The sequence below is a fragment of the Rhodococcus sp. AG1013 genome (assembly GCF_003350365.1).
Classification (GTDB): Bacteria; Actinomycetota; Actinomycetes; order Mycobacteriales; family Mycobacteriaceae; genus Prescottella.
Genome location: NZ_QQAT01000021.1, coordinates 32,083 through 51,502, shown reverse-complemented (window position 1 = coordinate 51,502; position 19,420 = coordinate 32,083). Strand labels below are relative to the sequence as shown.

Annotated in this window: 15 protein-coding genes; 10 read left to right on the top strand and 5 right to left on the bottom strand. The window is 69.5% G+C overall.

Going from position 1 to position 19,420, the window contains the following annotated elements:
- The first annotated feature begins 10 nt into the window (after window positions 1–10).
- From DEU38_RS22015 to DEU38_RS21985, 6 genes are all read left to right on the top strand, one after another.
- Window positions 11–1,069, top strand: a complete 1,059-nt coding sequence (locus tag DEU38_RS22015; RefSeq protein ID WP_114723531.1) for a pirin family protein — start codon at window positions 11–13, stop codon at window positions 1,067–1,069.
- 41 nt (window positions 1,070–1,110) lie between these two features.
- On the top strand, window positions 1,111–2,547 hold the full coding sequence (locus tag DEU38_RS22010; RefSeq protein ID WP_114723530.1) for a GuaB1 family IMP dehydrogenase-related protein: 1,437 nt from the start codon (window positions 1,111–1,113) through the stop codon (window positions 2,545–2,547).
- Window positions 2,548–2,863: 316 nt separating this feature from the next.
- A complete protein-coding gene (locus tag DEU38_RS22000; protein ID WP_114723529.1) occupies window positions 2,864–4,234 on the top strand; it encodes a hemolysin family protein in 1,371 nt (456 codons plus the stop codon).
- Window positions 4,227–5,315 carry a hemolysin family protein gene (locus tag DEU38_RS21995; RefSeq protein ID WP_114723528.1) on the top strand — a complete coding sequence of 363 codons (1,089 nt, stop codon included), beginning with the start codon at window positions 4,227–4,229 and terminating at the stop codon, window positions 5,313–5,315. The genes DEU38_RS22000 and DEU38_RS21995 overlap by 8 nt, the downstream gene beginning before the upstream one ends.
- A gap of 5 nt (window positions 5,316–5,320) precedes the next feature.
- Window positions 5,321–6,217 carry a 3-methyladenine DNA glycosylase gene (locus DEU38_RS21990; RefSeq protein ID WP_114723527.1) on the top strand — a complete coding sequence of 299 codons (897 nt, stop codon included), beginning with the start codon at window positions 5,321–5,323 and terminating at the stop codon, window positions 6,215–6,217.
- A 155-nt stretch (window positions 6,218–6,372) separates the two neighbouring features.
- Complete coding sequence (locus DEU38_RS21985) at window positions 6,373–6,903, top strand: hypothetical protein (protein WP_114723526.1); 531 nt, start codon at window positions 6,373–6,375, stop codon at window positions 6,901–6,903.
- Window positions 6,904–6,992: 89 nt separating this feature from the next.
- On the opposite strand, the gene DEU38_RS21980 is transcribed toward DEU38_RS21985, so the two are convergent.
- On the bottom strand, window positions 6,993–8,042 hold the full coding sequence (locus DEU38_RS21980) for a biotin/lipoate A/B protein ligase family protein (protein ID WP_114723525.1): 1,050 nt from the start codon (window positions 8,040–8,042) through the stop codon (window positions 6,993–6,995).
- A 106-nt stretch (window positions 8,043–8,148) separates the two neighbouring features.
- Here DEU38_RS21980 and DEU38_RS21975 point away from each other — a divergent pair, with 106 nt between their 5' ends.
- Window positions 8,149–8,631: a hypothetical protein gene (locus DEU38_RS21975; RefSeq protein WP_114723524.1), complete on the top strand. Its 483-nt coding sequence runs from the start codon at window positions 8,149–8,151 to the stop codon at window positions 8,629–8,631.
- Window positions 8,632–8,682: 51 nt separating this feature from the next.
- Here the strand turns inward: DEU38_RS21975 and DEU38_RS21970 are convergent, their stop codons facing one another.
- A complete protein-coding gene (locus DEU38_RS21970; protein WP_114723523.1) occupies window positions 8,683–9,039 on the bottom strand; it encodes a VOC family protein in 357 nt (118 codons plus the stop codon).
- 406 nt (window positions 9,040–9,445) lie between these two features.
- Here DEU38_RS21970 and DEU38_RS21965 point away from each other — a divergent pair, with 406 nt between their 5' ends.
- The 3 genes from DEU38_RS21965 (at window position 9,446) to DEU38_RS21955 (ending at window position 14,682) form a co-directional block, all read left to right on the top strand.
- Complete coding sequence (locus tag DEU38_RS21965) at window positions 9,446–11,641, top strand: malate synthase G (protein WP_114723522.1); 2,196 nt, start codon at window positions 9,446–9,448, stop codon at window positions 11,639–11,641.
- 146 nt (window positions 11,642–11,787) lie between these two features.
- Window positions 11,788–13,536 carry a substrate-binding domain-containing protein gene (locus DEU38_RS21960; protein WP_114723521.1) on the top strand — a complete coding sequence of 583 codons (1,749 nt, stop codon included), beginning with the start codon at window positions 11,788–11,790 and terminating at the stop codon, window positions 13,534–13,536.
- 3 nt (window positions 13,537–13,539) lie between these two features.
- Window positions 13,540–14,682 (top strand): metallophosphoesterase, encoded by a 1,143-nt coding sequence (locus DEU38_RS21955; RefSeq protein ID WP_114723520.1) that lies wholly within the window; start codon window positions 13,540–13,542, stop codon window positions 14,680–14,682.
- 157 nt (window positions 14,683–14,839) lie between these two features.
- On the opposite strand, the gene DEU38_RS21950 is transcribed toward DEU38_RS21955, so the two are convergent.
- The 3 genes from DEU38_RS21950 to gcvP form a co-directional block, all read right to left on the bottom strand.
- Window positions 14,840–15,280 (bottom strand): hypothetical protein, encoded by a 441-nt coding sequence (locus tag DEU38_RS21950; RefSeq protein WP_114723519.1) that lies wholly within the window; start codon window positions 15,278–15,280, stop codon window positions 14,840–14,842.
- 34 nt (window positions 15,281–15,314) lie between these two features.
- Window positions 15,315–16,154 carry a class I SAM-dependent methyltransferase gene (locus DEU38_RS21945; protein ID WP_114723518.1) on the bottom strand — a complete coding sequence of 280 codons (840 nt, stop codon included), beginning with the start codon at window positions 16,152–16,154 and terminating at the stop codon, window positions 15,315–15,317.
- Window positions 16,155–16,442: 288 nt separating this feature from the next.
- On the bottom strand, window positions 16,443–19,283 hold the full coding sequence (gene gcvP / locus DEU38_RS21940) for an aminomethyl-transferring glycine dehydrogenase (protein WP_114723592.1): 2,841 nt from the start codon (window positions 19,281–19,283) through the stop codon (window positions 16,443–16,445).
- Window positions 19,284–19,420: the final 137 nt, after the last annotated feature.

Sequence of the window (19,420 nt, the reverse complement as noted above, 5' to 3'; positions counted from 1 at the left end):
AGGAGGAAGCATGGGTTCGACCACCCGCTCGGGACAGATCTTCCGCCTCGGCGGCCCGTGGCAGGCACTCGATCCGTTCCTGTTCGCGGTCCACCACGTCGACCACTACCCGGAGGGCACCGCGGACATGACGCCCGCCGTCGACGTCTCCGACCGCCCGCTCGGCCAGGACTTCGGCAATCCGTCCGGCTGGAACATGTACCACGGCACGACGGTGCCCGGTTTCCCCGCACACCCGCACCGCGGGTTCGAGACCGTCACGATCGTCCGGCGCGGCTTCGTCGATCACGCCGACTCCACCGGCGCCGGCGCCCGCTACGGCGGCGGCGACGTGCAGTGGGTCACCGCGGGAGGCGGGGTCAGCCACTCGGAGATGTTCCCCCTCCTGAACACCGACCGCGACAACGACTTCGAGCTGTACCAGATCTGGCTGAACCTGCCGGCCCGCAACAAGTCCGCGCCGCCGGAGTTCAAGATGCTCTGGAACGAGGACATCCCCGCCGTCGAGGTCGTGGGCGAGACCGGCACCGCGCACGTGCGGGTGATCGCCGGCCGCTTCGGGGACCGGGACGCGCTGGCACCGCCCGCCCACTCCTGGGCGGCCGAGGACAGCGCCGACGTGGCCATCTGGCTGGTGGACCTCGAACCGGGCGCGGCGATCGAACTCCCCTCCGCGGCCTCCGCCGACGCCCGGCGGGTCCTCTACGTCCACGGCGACGGGGCCCGCGTCGACATCGACGGCACCGCCGTCGAATCCGGGTGGGGCTACGCGCCCGACGACGGCGACAGCCTGTCCGTGCGCGCGGACACCCGGTCGACGGTGTTGATGCTGCAAGGCGTGCCCATCGGCGAGCCGGTCGCCGCGCAGGGCCCGTTCGTCATGAACTCCGAACGCGAGATCATGCAGGCATACAACGACTACCGGACCACCAGGTTCGGCGGCTGGCCGTGGCCGTCGGAGGCCCCCGTCTACAGCCGCGAGACGGGCCGCTTCGCCCGCTACGGCGACGGACGACTCGAACGCCCCGAGTCGGCACCGGCAGACGACACGGACCCGACGCTCGCCTGATACCGGGCACGGGGCTGGTGCGGGCAGTACGCTCGGCCACTGTGGAGTTCCTCGAAGGGCACCGCCCGCCGTACGACCTCACCTACGACGACGTGTTCCTCGTCCCGAACCGGACTGACGTCGCGTCGCGCTTCGACGTGAGCCTCGCGACGTCGGACGGGTCCGGGACCACGATCCCGATCGTCGTCGCCAACATGACCGCGGTCGCGGGACGGCGGATGGCCGAGACCGTCGCCCGGCGCGGTGGGCTCGTGGTCATCCCGCAGGACGTGCCGTCGTCCGCGGTCGCCGAGACCGTCGATTTCGTCAAGAACCGGCATCTGGTGGCGGACACGCCGATCACCCTCGATCCCGAGGACGCCGTCTCGGATGCGCTGACGCTGCTGCACAAGCGCGCGCACCGGGCCGCCGTCGTCGTCGACGGCGGCAAGCCGGTCGGGGTGCTCACCGAATCGTCCTGCGCGGACGTGGACCGCTTCACACGTGTCGGCGCCGTCGCGGTGCGCGACTTCGCGACCGCGCCGGTGACGGCGACACCCCGCGAGGTGTTCGCCCTGCTGGAGTCGCGGCACGATCCGCTCGCGGTGATCGTCGACGCCGACGGCATGCTCGCCGGCGTCCTCACCCGCACCGGCGCCATCCGGGCCGGGATCTACACACCCGCGGTCGACCAGCACGGCCGACTTCGGGTCGCCGCCGCGGTCGGCGTCAACGGAGACGTCGCGGCCAAGGCGAAGGCGCTCGCCGATGCGGGCGCCGACCTGCTGGTGCTCGACACCGCGCACGGACACCAGCAGCGGATGCTCGACGCGCTGCGTTCGGTCGCCGCGCTCGGCCTGGGGGTCCCGCTCGTCGCCGGCAACGTGGTGTCCGCCCGAGGCACCCGGGACCTCATCGAGGCCGGCGCGAACATCGTCAAGGTCGGCGTCGGCCCCGGCGCGATGTGCACCACCCGGATGATGACCGGTGTCGGCCGCCCCCAGTTCTCCGCGGTGGCCGAGTGCGCGGCCGCCGCGCGCGAACTGGGTGCGCACGTGTGGGCGGACGGCGGCGTGCGGCATCCGCGCGACGTCGCGCTCGCGCTGGCGGCGGGCGCGGCGAACGTCATGGTCGGGTCGTGGTTCGCGGGAACGTACGAGTCGCCCGGCGAGCTGCGGATCGACCGGGAGGGCAACCGGTACAAGGAGAGCTTCGGGATGGCGTCCAAGCGGGCCGTCGCGGCCCGCACCGTCGACGACACCGCGTTCGACCGTGCCCGCAAGGGTCTGTTCGAGGAGGGCATCTCCACCTCCCGGATGCTCCTCGATCCGGCGCGACCGGGCGTCGAGGACCTGCTGGACCACATCTGCGCCGGGGTCCGCAGCACCTGCACGTACGCCGGTGCCCGGACCCTCGACGAACTGCACGACAAGGCCGTCATCGGCGTCCAGTCGGCGGCCGGGTTCGCGGAGGGGCGTCCGCTCCCGTCCGGCTGGTGACTCCCCCACCCACAGCGCGAACGCATGTCCGTTTCATCCCATTCATGCCTCGACCGGTACAGTGGAAGCTCTATTTCCGGAAATATGATCGGCGCAGCATCCGTTGTTCGTGACGTAATGCGCCGCCCGACAGAGAGGACTCCGGTGCCCGCGGCACCCATACACACACCCCCCGACGCACCCCCCGTGGCAACCTCCCCGGGCTCGAATGCCGAGTCCGCCGGTGTCGAAGGTTCCTCCGAAACCTCGGAGGGGTCCTCTACCGAGCCGGGAGACAAACCCGGCGGCCCCGAACTACTCGGCGGGCGGTGCTGACGTGAACATCGCACTGACTGCCCTCAGCCTGGTCGGCTTCGTAGCCTTGACCGCAGGCACCGCCATCTTCGTGGCGGCGGAATTCTCCCTCACCGCGCTCGAGCGCAGCACCGTCGACGCCCACGCACGCGACGGTGACCGACGCGCCCGACAGGTCCAGCACGCGCACCGCACGCTGTCGTTCCAGCTGTCCGGCGCCCAGCTCGGCATCACGATCACGACACTGATCACCGGTTACCTCGCCGAACCGGTGCTGGCCCGGTTCATCACCCCGATCCTCGATGCGATCGGGCTGTCCGCGTCGACGGCGAGCGGAATCTCGCTGGCGCTGGCCCTGATCATCGCGACGTCGTTCTCGATGATCTTCGGTGAGCTGGTCCCGAAGAACCTGGCCATCTCCAGGCCGCTGCCCACCGCCCGCGCCACCGCCGGCCTGCAGGCCGGCTTCTCGCTGATCTTCAAGTGGGCGATCAACGGCCTCAACGGCACCGCCAACTGGGTGGTCCGACGCCTCGGCATCGAACCCGCCGAGGAACTGCGCTCGGCACGGTCCCCGCAGGAACTCGGGTCTCTCGTCCGCACGTCCGCCGAACGCGGATCGCTGGACGCCGGCACCGCGCTGCTGGTGAACCGCTCGCTGCGGTTCGGCGAGCTCAGCGCCGAGGAGCTGATGACACCGCGTGTGAAGATCGAGTCCCTCGACACCGACGCCACCGTCGTCGACCTCATCGACGCCGCCTCGCGCACCGGGTTCTCCCGGTTCCCGATCGTGGACGGCGATCTCGACAACACCATGGGCGTCGTGCACATCAAGCACGCGTTCACCGTCCCGGCGGCGCGCCGCGGCATGACACGACTCGACAGCCTCGCGCAGGCCGTGCCCGTCGTCCCGTCCTCGCTCGACGGCGACTCGGTGATGGAACAGATCCGGGCCGACGGCATGCAGGTCGCACTCGTCGTCGACGAGTACGGCGGCACCGCCGGCATCGTGACCATGGAGGACCTCATCGAGGAGATCCTCGGCGACGTCCGCGACGAGCACGACGAGCCCGAGATCGACGTCCAGCGCGTGGGTCACAGCTGGTCCTGCTCGGGACTGCTGCGCACCGACGAGATCACCCGGGCCACCGGGTACACCGCCCCCGAGGGCGAGTACGACACCCTCGGCGGCCTGGTGCTGACCTGTCTAGGCCGGATCCCGGTCGAGGGCGACGAGGTACCGCTGCCCGATTCGCACGGCAATCCGATCGGCCCCGACGGCCGCGGCTGGATCGCCCGGGTACTGACGATGGACGGCCGACGGATCGACCGGGTGCTCCTCACGCCGGTCCCCGCCATCGGCGCGACGCGAGAGGAGAACGACCGTGGGTGACCTGTTCGGTGTTCTGCTCACCGTCGTCCTGCTCGCCGGCAACGCGTTCTTCGTCGGTGCCGAGTTCGCACTCATCACCGCCCGCCGCGACCGCCTCGAGGCCCTGCACGCGCAGGGCAAGAAGCGGGCCCGCACGGTCATCTCGGCGGGCGAGAACCTGTCGCTGATGCTCGCGGGCGCGCAGCTGGGCATCACGATCTGCTCGATCCTGCTCGGTAAGGTCGGCGAGCCGGCCATCGCGCACCTGATCGAGGCCCCGATGGACGCCCTCGGTGTCCCGGACGGACTGCTGCACCCGATCGCGTTCACGATCGCGTTGGCGCTGGTCGTGGTCCTGCACATCCTGCTCGGCGAGATGGTCCCGAAGAACATCGCGATCGCCGGACCGGAGAAGACAGCGATGCTGCTGGTGCCGATCCACCTCGGGTTCATCAAACTGGTGCGCCCGCTGATCGGCTTTTACAACATCAGTGCCAACGGCATCCTCAGGATGCTGCGCGTCGAGCCCAAGGACGAGCTCGACGCGACCGTCTCCGCGATCGAACTGTCGGAGATGATCGGCGAATCCCACACGGAGGGCCTGATCGACGAGGAGGAGCACAGGCGTCTGACGCAGGCGCTCGAGACGGAGGGCCGCACGGTCGCCGACGTCATGATCCCGTCCGACAAGGTCCGCACGGTGCCGCTGTCCAGCGACGGCACCACCCTCGGTTCCGTCGAGGAGGCGGTCATCGAGACCGGTTACTCGCGGTACCCGGTGCGGGACGCCGACGGCTCACTGGTCGGCTACCTGCACCTCAAGGACGTGCTCGACCGGGTCGCCGACGAATCGGCCGGACCGGAGACGGTGATCCCGCGCTCCGACATCCGACGCCTGCCCCGCATCTCGGTGACCCTGCCGCTCGACGACGCTCTTGCCGGGCTGCGCCGCGCCAGCTCACACCTCGGGGCCGTGGTCGACGCGTCCGGCAGCGTGATCGGTATCGTCGCGCTCGAGGATCTGGTCGAGGAGTTCGTCGGCACCGTGCGCGACGGCACGCACCGGATCGACGACGTGATTCCCGGTCAGAAGGCGGTCTGAGAGTAGTGAGTTCGGCAGTTCTGCCGGAAGAGGTGTGGACTGCCCGACGAGACCGCCACCACGAGGTGGTGGCGGATCTCGTCGGGCCGCACCTGCAACGTCGTGCGGCCGGCGAGAGTCACCCGGTCCACGACTTCCTGTTCACGTACTACAGCGTGCGCCCCAATCAGCTGCGCCGCTGGCATCCCGGTTTCGGCACCGCCCTCGGCGGCGCCGCGGCGACGGACTACCTGAAGTACGCCGGCTACGCGGCCACCGCGCGGGGCGTGACCGTCTCCCCCGACGTCCTCGAACACCGACGCGCGACCGTCGAGTACATCGCCGCACTGCTGTCCGCGACCGCGCAGCGACGCCCGCACCTGAGCTGCTTCGGCCTGCACGAGTGGGCGATGGTCTACCGCGGCGGCGACGAGGCGGTACGCCACTCGCAGGTCCCGCTGCGGCTCGGGCACGCCGGCACCGACGAGGTGGTCGAGTCGATGAGTCTGCGCTGCACCCACTTCGACGCGTTCCGCTTCTTCACCGCCGACGCCGCACCCCGCAACGAGGTGCCGCTGAGCCGGGACGAGCAGGTCGCGCGCGAGCAGCCGGGCTGTCTGCACGCCGGGATGGACCTGTACAAGTGGGCGACCAAGCTCGGATCGCTCGTCGAATCCGAGTTGGTCATCGACTGTTTCCGTCTGGCAACGGACGCGCGGGAACTCGACATGAAGGCCAGCCCCTACGACCTCGCCGACTACGGCTACGAGCCCGTCCGCATCGAGACTCCGCAGGGCCGCGCCGACTACGTCCGCGAGCAGGTGGCGCTCTCGGAGCGCGCGGCGCAGTTGCGCGGGCGACTGCTCGGGCGATGCCGGACGCTGCTGACCGACCACGCGGCCGAGACGATCCTCGCCGATTAGCTATATCCGCCCGTAACCACTAAATTGTTCGACGGTCTGGGGGGGACATTTCGAGCACATCTCGCGCGTCTACCGCAGCCTTGCGGCGCCCGCCCGGGACGCCGATGCACACCATCGCCGCGTCCCACGCGGCACCGAATTCAGGGGGAATTCTCATGGCTCGCCATGCTGCGAAGCAGAACCGTTGGGCGCGACGCGCCGTCGTCGCCGGCGCGCTGCCGGTCGCGATCGTCGCCGCCTCCGCCGGCACCGCGCACGCACAGGACACCGGATCCGCGAACATCCCGGCCCTGCCCGAGATGCCGCAGATCGAGGTTCCGCCGCTGTACAACCCGTACGACCTGAACGCGCGACCGTTCAATGTTCTGCAGCTCGGGTACGCACCCACGCCCCAGCAGCGCGTCGCGGACTACACCGACACCGGCCAGTTCCTGGGAGCTACCGCCGGCCACGTGATGGGGGGTTCGTTGATCGGCGTGCCCGTCGGGGCCATCGCCGCCGCCGTTGTCGCAGCGGGTGGTCCCGCGTCCTGGCCGGTAACGCTGGGGCCCGCTATGGCGGCGACAGCTGCAGCGACGCTGATCGGAGGGTTCGCCGGCGGTTCCGTGGGGGCCGACCTCGGCGCCAACGCCGCTACGGATCTTGCCAACCAGCACAACGCCGAAGGCCGCACCGGATCGCTGTAGCAGTCGAGCCGTCGCGCCCCGCGCGCGAATCGGCGTCCCGCGCGCACCGTTGCGCGCGCACGGCGCCGATTCGCGCGCGGCGCCGGCGGTCAGGGCACGCGGTAGGTCCACTCCGGGTTCGCGAACTTGTTCTCGACCAGTTCCCTCGCGGCGGCCAGTTCGGCGTCGGTGTACGAACTGGTGTGGGTGTCGTAACGGGCGCGGAAGTGCGTGAGGAACGCGGCGATGATGTCGTCGCGATCCATGCCGGTCTGTGAGCGCATCGGGTCGACCCGCTTGCCGGAGCTGGTGATGCCCTTGTCGGAGATCTTCTCGCGGCCGATGCGCAGCACCTCGGTCATCTTGTCGGCGTCGATGTCGTAGGCCATCGTCACGTGGTGCAGCACCGCGCCGGCGGCGAAGCGTTTCTGCGCGGCCCCGGCGATCTTGCCCTTGTCGGAGGCGATGTCGTTGAGCGGCACGTAGCGGGCGTTGATGCCGACGTCGGCGAGCGCACCCATCACCCACTGGTCGAGGAACTCGTACGAACGCTCGAAGCTCAGCCCGTCGACCAGCGAGGTCGGCACCGCCAGCGAGTAGGTGATGCAGTTGCCGGGCTCCATGAACATCGCGCCGCCGCCGGAGATGCGCCGGACCACGCCGATGCCGTGCCGGGCCGCCGCCTCCTCGTCGACCTCGTTGCGCACCGACTGGAACGACCCCAGCACCACCAGCGGCGAGTCCCAGTCCCAGAACCGCAGCGTCGGGCGGCGCTCCCCGGCCGCCACCTCGCGGGTGATCACCTCGTCGAGGGCGACGTGCATCGCCGGATCCAGCACGACGGGTTCGATGACGTCGAAGGTGTGGTCGTGCCAGCTGGTCGCGTGGCCGAGAGCGCGTCGGATCGCGATGCCCACCGACTCCGGAGTGAAGCCGATCATCGCGACGTCGTCACCCAGCGCCCCTGAGATCGCCTGACCCAACTGCGCGGAATCGGCAGCGACGGGCATGCCGGTGACCGCGGCGGTGATGTCGTCGAGCGCCTCGTCCGGTTCGAGGAAGAAGTCACCGGACAACGACACCCGCGACAGGCGCCCGTCCTCCACCTCGACGTCGACCACGACGAGCTTGCCACCGGGAACCTTGTATTCACCACGCACGCCGGAAAGCGTATCGGTGAGTACGACAGCGCAGTCGCGCGGAGGCCGGACACCTACTGTGTGATCGACGGGCGGGGCGCCGAGCCCACGGGACGAGAGGATTTCGATGACCGACACGACGAATCAGGAGGCGGCCGTCGAGCTGCAGGCGACGATGTTCGACCTGCTCGGTCGCATCGCGGGGCTCGAGCGCGACGTGTTCCGCACCGTCGGCCAGGGTGGCCCCGAGTTCGAGGCCGCACACCGGGCCGTCGTCGACTTCGCCGAGTTCACGCTGCGCCCCTGGCATCGGGCCGCCGAGGAGGCGCTGTACCCTGCGGCCGCGCCGGTCGTCCGGGCGCAACTGCTGGTCGAGGGTCTGCTCGGCGAGTGGCAGACGGTCGAGCAGGCGTACTCGCGGCTGTCGTGTGTGAGCACCGACCGGGTCCGCGTCGCCGCCGACATCAGCGCGCTGCGGGTGTTGCTGGTGGTGATGCTGGGCAAGTGCATGGATCTGCTGGTGCCGGCGCTCGTCGAGGACGGTATTCCGCTCACAGACGCGGCGGAGCGGCTCGCGGCGGCAGCGGCCGCGACCGCCAAGCAGGGATAGAACGACGAAGGCCCGCAGCGTCACACGCTGCGGGCCTTCACCTTGGGGCGACTACTTCCGGGCGAGCGGGCTGTAGAACACCAGGCCGTTGCCGTTGTTGTCGTAGACCACCGCGCGCCGCTCGTGGGCGTCGTCGTACGGGCCCTTCACGATGGCCCCGCCGCCTTCCTCGATCGCCTTCGCCGCGGCGTCGACGTCGGCGGTCTTGATGCCGACGACGACCTTCCCGGGGATCGGATGGTCGACGGCGGTCGCGAGCGCGATCGTCACCGATCCCCCGTCGAGGGCCGCGAAGTGCGCGCCGTCCCGGAACTTCAGCGTCATCCCGAGGGTCTCGGTGTAGAACTTGACGGCCTCGTCCAGGTTCTCGGTCGAGAGCATGATCATCTTGGCGTCGTAGTCGCTCACGTGTACCTCCTGTACTTGATCAACTTCGCTCCACACGAAACGGCAGGAACGCCGCCGCGTCAACAGCAGCGCCGCTCACCGCATGTGCCGGACCGCTCGTCGAGGCGTCACCCAGCAAGGCCCCGGGCCGCCGCGCGGTGATCGTGACCGGCCAGTATCATCTGTGCACGATCGGCCAACTCGCCTTTCGTGATCGAGTCTGCATCCGGACGCGCACCGTTCGTCCCACCGCAGTCGGCGCCCACCTCACGCGCCTCAGCTCTCCAGCTGTATTCGTCGATGCCGTCCCGGCAGCCGCACCGGACTGATCTCCTCCGGAAGCTACCGCCGGGTAACATTGTTGTCGTCCCGTTCGGCGTCCCTGCTGTGGATGCTGCTGGTGGTACCGGAAAAGTGAGGCAGTTCAATGACTGAACGCGTGCAGGTCGGTGGTCTTCAGGTCGCCAAGGTTCTCTACGACTTCGTGAACGATGAGGCTCTTCCCGGCACCGGCGTGTCCGCCGAGACGTTCTGGGAGGGCGCGGGCAAGGTCTTCGCCGACCTGGCGCCGAAGAACAAGGCACTGCTCGCCAAGCGTGACGATCTGCAGGCGCAGATCGACGCGTGGCACCGCGAGCGCGCCGGCAAGCCGCAGGGTGCCGCCGAGTACAAGGCGTTCCTCCAGAAGATCGGCTACCTGCTGCCCGAGCCGGCGCCGTTCCAGGTCGCGACCGAGAACGTCGATGCGGAGATCGCCACCACCGCCGGCCCGCAGCTGGTGGTTCCCGTGCTCAACGCCCGCTTCGCGCTCAATGCGTCCAACGCCCGCTGGGGCTCGCTGTACGACGCGCTGTACGGCACCGACGCGATCTCCGAAGAGGGCGGTGCCGAGAAGGCGCCCAGAGGAAAGCCCGGCTACAACAAGGTTCGCGGCGACAAGGTCATCGCGTGGGCCCGCAACTTCCTCGACACCGCCGCGCCGCTGGCCAAGGGTTCGCACGCCGAGGCCACCCGCTACTTCGTGGTCGACGACAAGCTGGCGGTCGAGCTGGGCGGTGAGGTCATCACCGGGCTCGCGCAGCCCGAGAAGTTCGTCGGATTGCTCGGCGACAAGGACTCCCCGACGTCGGTGCTGCTGCGCAACAACGGCCTGCACGTCGAGATCGAGATCGACCCGACCTCCCCGATCGGCCAGACCGACGGCGCCGGCGTCAAGGATGTCGTGCTCGAGTCCGCGATCACCACGATCATGGACTTCGAGGACTCCGTCGCGGCCGTCGACGCCGACGACAAGGTGGTCGGCTACCGGAACTGGCTGGGACTCAACCGCGGCGACCTGTCCGAGTCGTTCGACAAGGGCGGCAAGACCGTCACCCGCACGCTCAACGGTGACCGCACCTACACCACCCCGGACGGCGGCGAGCTCGCGCTACACGGCCGCTCGCTGCTGTTCGTGCGCAACGTCGGTCACCTGATGACCAACCCGGCGATCGTCGACGCCGACGGCAACGAGCTGCCCGAGGGCATCCTCGACGCGCTGATCACCGGCGCGTGCGCGGTCCACGGCCTGAGCATCGACGAGGACCACGGTCCGCTGAACAACTCCCGCACCGGCTCGATCTACATCGTCAAGCCCAAGCAGCACGGCCCCGAAGAGGTCGCGTTCACCACCGAGCTGTTCGGCCGCGTCGAAGAGGTTCTGGGCCTGCCCACCAACACGCTCAAGGTCGGCATCATGGACGAGGAGCGGCGCACCACCGTCAACCTCGCGGCCTGCATCAAGGAAGCGGACCAGCGGGTGGTGTTCATCAACACCGGCTTCCTCGACCGCACCGGCGACGAGATCCACACCTCGATGGAGGCCGGTGCCATGGTGCGCAAGGCCGACATGAAGAAGCAGACGTGGATCACCGCGTACGAGGACTGGAACGTCGACACCGGACTGGCCACGGGTCTGCAGGGCAAGGCGCAGATCGGTAAGGGCATGTGGGCCATGACCGACCTGATGGCCGACATGCTCGAGCAGAAGATCGGCCACCCGAAGGCCGGCGCCAACACCGCATGGGTGCCCTCGCCCACCGGCGCGACCCTCCACGCGACGCACTACCACCAGGTGGACGTGTTCGCGGTCCAGGATCAGCTCAAGGGCAAGCCCCGCGCGACCGTCGACGAGATCCTCACCATCCCGCTCGCGCCCAGCACCGACTGGTCCGAGGCCGAGAAGCAGCAGGAACTCGACAACAACTGCCAGTCGATCCTCGGCTACGTGGTGCGCTGGATCGACGCGGGCGTCGGCTGCTCCAAGGTGCCCGACATCCACGACGTCGCACTCATGGAGGACCGCGCGACGCTGCGTATCTCGAGTCAGCTGCTCGCCAACTGGCTGCGCCACGGCATCGTCACCGAGGCCGACATCGTCGCGAGCCTCGAGCGGATGGCGCCGGTCGTCGACCGGCAGAACGAGGGCGACGCGTCGTACCGTCCGATGGCCCCGAACTTCGATTCCTGCATCGCCTTCCAGGCGGCGAAGGAACTGATCCTCGAGGGTGGCAAGCAGCCCAGCGGCTACACCGAGCCGATCCTGCATCGCCGTCGCCGCGAGTACAAGGCCGCCAACGCCTGATCGCGACCTGAGTCCGCATGCGGCCCCGGCACCGTCACAGGTGTCGGGGCCGCGCGCGTCGGGATGTCCGTATTCGCAACTAGACTGCGTTCGTCAGGGCCGGTCAGGAGCCGGTCCTTCGGTTGTGAAGCGAGGCGGTTGAACACGTGGGGCAACATCGCAGTGACCGACGCGCACGCGGCGTCAGCAAGGGCCCGGTCATCGCAGTGGTGTCGGTGATCCTCCTGGTTCTCGCCGTCGTCGGCTGGTTCCAACTGCGGGACCGCACCAGTAATGAGGGAACGACGGCGGCGGGTGCGTGTGTCGAGGGCGACGCCACCCTGGAGGTGGCCGCATCGCCGGACATCGCCGACCAGATCCGCGAACTCGCGGCCCGCTACACCGCCACCGATCCGGTGGTCCGGGACCACTGCGTGACGGTGTCGGTGACCGCACACCACTCCGCCGCCGTCGCCGACGCCCTCGGCGGCGCCCCCAGGGGGCCGTGGAACGGCGATCTCGGGCCGGCGCCGGCGCTGTGGATCCCGTCGAGCAGCCAGTCGGTCAACCGCGTGGCAGCCACCGGCGGTGTGGTCGACGGACAGCCCAAGTCGCTCGCCACCAGCCCGGTGGTGCTCGCCGCCCCGAGGGAACTGGCTCTGGCGTTCACCGCGGCGGGCACCGGGTGGCAGAACCTGCCCGCACTGCAGTCCGGCAAGGACACGCTGGACGGGCTCGGGCTACCCGGTTGGGGCTCACTGAAACTCACGCTGCCCGCGGGCTCCCCCACCGATCAGGCGCTCGACGCCGTCGCCGCGTCCTCCGCCGATGTCGGCGCGGGTCCGCTCGACGAGACGCAGGCCGCCTCGCCGCAGGTGACCGCCGCGATCGCGGCCCTCGCGAACGGCGGCAAGGCCATCGACGGGGCGCCGACATCGATCGCGGACGCGACCTCGGCACTGGCAGCCCAGCCGGAACCGGCGAAGGGCACCTTCCACACAGTGCCCTCGACCGAGCAGCAGATCCGCGCCCTCGGTAAGAAGGCGTCCGGGCTGGTCGCCTTCGCGCCCGCCGGTGCGACGCCGGTCGCCGATCATCCCGCCGCGATCCTGGCGACGCCGTGGGTCGACGAGACCCTCGGCCGCGCCGCCGCCCAGTTCGTGGACTTCCTCCGTCAGCCCGAGCAGGTCCGGACTCTCGTCGATGCCGGATTCCGGGTCGGCGACGACATCCCGGCCGCAACGGATCAGGCGCCGATGCCCCCGATCGGACAGGTGCTCGCACCGGCCACCGGCCCCGCCCAGCAACACCTGCTGCAGACGTTCGCGAATCCCGCCGTCCCGCAGGCCACCACGATCCTGCTCGACGTCTCCGGCTCGATGGGCTACGACGACGGCACCGGCACCCGCCTGAGCAACACCGTCGACGCAGTGTCCCGACAGATCGCGAGCCTGCCCGACTCGTCCGACATCGGCCTGTGGGTGTACAGCCGCGGGCTCGACGGCAACAAGCCGTACCTGGTGAAGGTGTCCACCGGGCCGCTGTCCGAGGGCACACGACGGCAACAGCTGGACAGTGCGCTGCAGTCGCTGCGCCCAGCGACCGCGACGTCGACGTACGCGTCGGTGATCGCCGCCCACAAGAGCGCCGTCTCCGGGTTCGTCGCCGACCGCCCCAACTCGGTCCTGCTGATCACCGACGGACCCAACGACGACACGTCCACCACCAAGCAGCAACTCACCCGCGAGCTCACCGGTTCCGCACAACCGGTCCGGGTCGACGTCATCTCGATCGCCGAGAACAGCGACCAGGCGACCCTGCAGGCGATGGCCGAACAGACCGGTGGAACCTTCACCGCGGTGCCGTCGACACAGGGTCCCGAACTCGGTGCCGCGCTCGGACAGATGCTGTCGTAGACCATGGTCCGCATCGCCGTGTTCGGCGTCTTCCTGGCGCTGGTGAGCTGGTGGGTGCACCGACGTCTCGTCCGCGCGACCGGGCTGACCGGTCGCGCGGCACGCGCCGTCGACATCGCCCTGATCACCCTGTGGGTGCTGGCGCTGATCGGTCTCGGCAGCGGCGAGGTCTTCGACCCGACGTGGGCCCGGATCCCCGGCTTCGTCGGCTGGGTGTGGCTCGCGGCGCTGCTGTACCTGGTGCTCGGGTTGGTCCTGGTCGCCGCCGGATCGGGCATTGCCCGCCTGGCGGGTCGACCGCAACCCACCGACCCGTCGAGGCGCCGCGTGTTGCGCGGTGCGACGGCCGCGGTTGCGGTGGCCGCCGTCGGGGCCGCCGGCTACGGCGTCGCCGAGGCCCGCACACCGGGCATCGAGCGCGTGCGGGTGCCGCTGCGGCGCCTGCCGAGTCAGTTCGCCGGCATGCGGATCGCGCTCGTGACGGACCTGCATGTCGGCCCGGCTCGCGGCGTCGGGTTCACCCGCAAGGTCGTCGAACTGGTCAACGAGCAGAAACCCGAACTGATCCTGCTCGGCGGCGACCTGGTCGACGGCACGGTCGCGAAGGTGGGACCGGACCTCGAGCCGTTGCGCGACCTGCGCGCGCCGCTCGGCGTGTACGGCGTCAGCGGCAACCACGAGTTCTACGCCGGCGACGGTGGCCGATGGCTGGACCTGTGGGACCGGCTCGGCATCCGCACGCTCCGCAACGAGCGCGTCGAGATCGCGCGCGGCGGCGCGGTGATCGACCTCGCAGGCATCCACGACCGCACCTCCCCCGCCCCGTACGAACCGGACCTGCCCGCGGCACTGGCCGGCCGGGATCCGGAACGCTTCGTGATGCTGCTGGCGCACCAGCCGAAGCAGGCGATCGAGGCGTCGGAACTGGGCGTGAACCTGCAGTTGTCGGGCCACACGCACGGCGGACAGATGTGGCCGCTCGGCTACCTCGTCCCCCTGCAGCAGCCGTCGGTGACCGGACTCGATCGGATCGGCGACACCGTCCTCTACACGTCCCGCGGGGCGGGTGCGTGGGGGCCGCCCGTTCGGGTCGGCGCCCCGCCGGAGATCACGATCCTCGAGTTGGCCAGCCGCCCGGCAGGGTGAGTGTGGGGTGTGCCCCGTCGTCTTGGCTGCTCGAAACCGAGGTGTCGGTGGGGTGAGATTGCTGCATGGCAGGCCCTGGAATTCTGGATTCATACGGATTCCGTCGCATACCGATTTCCGTACACCGACACCGGTCCGGATTCCGGCGATTGCCGGACTACAGCGACGGGCAGAGAATCCGACGCGCCTGATCCCAGAACGGGAACAGCTCCGGACTGGTCGCCTCCGGGCGGTCGACCCGCACCCGGTCGAGGTATTCCAGGAACGTCCGCCCCGGAACGCCGGCGGTGATGCATGCTTCGAGGCCGAGTTGTGCCGCCTCCTGGGCGCCCAACCCCCTACCCCACGGGCCGAGGTCGCTCGTCACGTAGGCACCGAGGCCTTCGCCCCACCGGTCGTAGGCATGCTGAAGATCGAAGTCGCACCCATCGGGAAGCAACTCGGCGCAGGTCACGGTACGCCCGCGGACCGTGAACGCGCTGTTCTCCACCGGTCGCGCACCATCCTCCCCTGCGACATCGGACAGCGCCCGGAACGACGCGACTCCTACCCCGAACAGTGCCGCGACGACGAGTACCGCCACCAGAATCCGCGACATGCCGCCCCTCCCGTTGCTGCGCATCCCGGCCGGACTACGGCCGCTGGGCGAGTGTCAGCCTGATCCGATGCCGTGACGTGATCCGTCCCTGCTCGTCGCGCCAGCCGTCGACCCGCGCGAGCGCGGCGTCACGAACCCGATCGAGGTCACCGGCCGGAATCGAATCCCACAGTTGTCGCTGCCCGTGCGAGCGAGTCCACGCGTACCACTGCTCCGTGTCGTCGAAGAACAGATCGAGATCGAAAGCGACGGTGCGCGGATGGACCAGGCCGGCGGTTCGCATCAATCCCTCGACGGCGCCGTCGCTGCCGAAGGGCCCGTTCGGATCCCGCGGATCGATACGGAAGAAGGCGCGATCCCGGTAGGGCCCGAACAGATCCTCCATCTGCTCCCAGCGCGGATCCCACGCCCCGAACGTCGACACGCCCACGGTTCCGTGCGGCACCAGGAGCGATCGCCACGCGGTCAGGGCCGCCGCGGGGTCCGGCAGGAAGAAGATCATGAACGACGCCGTGATCGCGTCGAACGCGCCCCGCGGAAGCGTCGGCGCCGTCGCATCCATCACCTGGACACTCACGTTCGTCAGCCCCCGGGCGCGCGCCTCGTGAGCGGTGGCCGCGACCATCTTGGGCGACACGTCGATGCCGACCACTTCCCCACCGGGGCCCACAGCCTCCGCGAGTCGGAACAGGACGGCGCCGCGTCCGCATCCGATGTCCAGCACGCGCGCACCCGCGCGTGGGTCGACCTCCGCTATCAGTCGTTCCGCGATCGGCCCGAAGAAAGGCACCCCCACGTTGTCGTAGCTGTCGACCACGAGGTCGAACAACTCCGCTAGTCGCGCAGCCCGTATCTCGTCCGGCACTTCGACCATCCATCGATCATCTGCCCGCCCACTCGGGCCGGTCAACGACGTTTCGGTATCGGAACGCCCGGTCGGGCTCTGCGAGTGCGCGACGGGACCGAATTGTCAGGTGCGACGAGGGCCCGTCCGCTCCCCCTCCTCCCGCCGATGTAGACGAACCCCCGAATTCGGGATTCTCCAGAGTTCCGTGCTGCACGGACCTCCGCCCGGGTCGATCCGGCCCGAGCGCCGAATCGGCGAGGCCCCGGTCGTTCCAGAGAACGACCGGGGCCTCGCCCGGTGTCGGATTCAGTCAGCTCAGCTGCTGTACGCCTCGATCGGCGGGCACGAGCACACGAGGTTCCGGTCCCCGTGCGCGCCGTCGATTCGACGCACGGACGGCCACACCTTGGGCCGGCCCGTGCCGAGCGGGTAGACGGCGATCTCCCGCGAGTACGGGTGATTCCACTCGGAAACAAGGCATTCGGCGGTGTGCGGGGCGCCTCGCAGCGGGTTGTCCTCGACGGGCCACTCCCCTGCCCCGACTCGGTCGATCTCGCGACGGATCGCGATCATCGCCTCACAGAACTGGTCGATCTCGTCGAGGTTCTCGCTCTCGGTGGGCTCCACCATCAGCGTGCCCGCGACCGGGAAGCTCATGGTCGGCGCGTGGAAGCCGTAGTCGGCCAGACGCTTCGCCACATCGTCGACCGTCACGCCGGTCTCCTTGGTGAGCGGACGCAGGTCGAGGATGCACTCGTGCGCGACCATCCCGTTCTCACCGGTGTAGAGGACCGGGAAGTACTCGTCGAGACGACGGGCGATGTAGTTGGCCGAGGCGATCGCGGTGAGCGACGCACGGCGCAGGCCCTGGGCACCCATCATCTTGATGTAGGTCCAGGTGATCGGCAGGATCGACGCGCTACCGTAGGGCGCCGCCGAAACCGGCCCCGAGCCACCCAGTTCGGGGGCCATCGGATGCCCGGGCAGGAACGGCGCGAGGTGCGAGCGGACACCGATCGGGCCGACGCCCGGGCCACCGCCGCCGTGCGGGATGCAGAACGTCTTGTGCAGGTTCAGGTGGCTGACATCGCCGCCGAAGCGTCCCGGCCGCGCGAGCCCGACGAGCGCGTTCAGGTTCGCACCGTCGACGTACACCTGGCCGCCGGCGTCGTGGACGGCCGCGCAGATCTCACCGATCTCGTGCTCGTACACGCCGTGCGTCGACGGGTAGGTGATCATGATCGCGGCGAGACGCTCGGCATGATCGGCGATCTTGGCCCGCAGGTCGTCCAGATCGACGTCACCGTTCTCGCGGCACGCGACGACCTCGACGCGCATCCCGACCATCACCGCGGACGCCGCGTTGGTGCCGTGAGCACTGGACGGGATCAAGCAGGTGTCGCGGTGATCGTCGCCGCGGCTGAGGTGGTAGTTGCGGATGGCCAGCAGGCCCGCGTACTCGCCCTGGCTGCCGGCATTGGGCTGCAGGCTCACCGCGTCGTAGCCGGTGATGGCGACCAGCCAGTTCTGCAGGTCCTCGATGACCTTCATCATCCCGGGCGCGTCCTCGGCCGCGAACGGATGCAGCTTCGAGAAGCCGGGCCACGTGATGGGTTCCATCTCGGCGGTCGCGTTGAGCTTCATGGTGCACGAACCCAGCGGGATCATGCTGCGGTCGAGCGCGATGTCCTTGTCCGACAGCGCCCGCAGGTAACGCAGCATGGCGGTCTCGGTGCGGTACTTGGTGAACGACTCGTGCTGCAGGTACGGGGTGGTCCGGTCACCGAACGGCGCGGGGACGTTGTCGATGTCGGTGCCCGCCGGCAGGCCGAACGCTGCGAGCACGGACTGAACGTGGGCCTCCGTGGTCGCCTCGTCGCACGCAACGCCGACGTGGTCTCCGTCGACGAGACGCAGGTTCACGCCCCACGCCTTGGCGTTCGCGACCACTTCCTCGGCGCGACCGGGCACTCGGGCCAGGACGGTGTCGAAGAACTGCTCGTGGACCACCTCGACGCCGGCAGCGCGCAGGCCCGCGGCGAGGAACTCGGCACGCTGATGGACGCGCTGCGCGATAGCCTTCAGGCCCTCGGCCCCGTGGTAGCTGGCGTACATTGCCGCGACGATCGCGAGCAGCACCTGCGCGGTGCAGATGTTGCTCGTAGCCTTCTCGCGACGGATGTGCTGTTCGCGTGTCTGCAGCGCCAGGCGGTACGCCTTGTTGTCGTCGGCGTCGACCGAGATGCCGACCAGGCGGCCCGGGAGCTGACGGGCGTGCTTGGTGTGCACGGCGAGGTACCCGGCATGCGGGCCACCGAAGCCCATCGGGACACCGAACCGCTGCGTGGTGCCGAAACAGGCGTCGGCCCCCTGCTCACCCGGCGGGGTCAGCAGCGTCATCGCCAGCAGATCAGCGCCGACCGCGACCAGCGCACCGCGCTCGTGGGCCTCCGCGATCATCGCGGAGTGGTCGACGACCCGGCCCGACGCGCCCGGAAGCTGCGCGAGGACGCCGAAGAACTCACCGTCCGGCAGCCCCTGCGTCAGGTCCGCCTCGACGATCTCGATGCCGAGCGGCTCGGCGCGGGTGATCACCACGGCACGCGTCTGCGGGAACAGGTCGGTGTCGAGGACGAAGCGCGGCGACTTGCTCCGCGACGCACGACGCAGCAGCGTCATCGCCTCGGCCGCGGCGGTGCCCTCGTCGAGCATCGACGAGTTGGCGATTTGCATGCCGGTCAGATCGCCGACCATGGTCTGGAAGTTGAGCAGCGCCTCGAGTCGGCCCTGGCTGATCTCGGGCTGATACGGCGTGTACGCCGTGTACCAGGCGGGGTTCTCGAGGATGTTGCGCACCAGCACCGGCGGGGTGAGCGTGTCGTAGTAGCCGAGCCCGATCATCGACACGGCCGTCGTGTTCTTCGCCGCCAGTGCGGACAGTGCGGCGAGCGCGTCGTGCTCCGTCAGCGGGGCGTCGAGCGCCTCGAGACCCGCAGCGACACCGCCGGAGGTCGGGTCGAGGATGCTGGCCGGCACCGCGCGAGTGGCGAGTTCGTCGAGCGAACCCACACCGACTACCTCGAGAATGCGGCCCAATTCGGCCGAATCCGGGCCGACGTGGCGGTCGGCGAACGAATGGCTACGAGCGTCGATCAAGTGAACTCCCAGGCGGTTCGACAGGTGCAGGATGCGCTCCACGAATGGAACGGTCCTCCCCCTCTGTCGCCTGCTCGGGAGACCCGAGCGCCTGAGAGATTCAGCTGCCGCCGCATCCACCGGATGTGCGCGCCTTT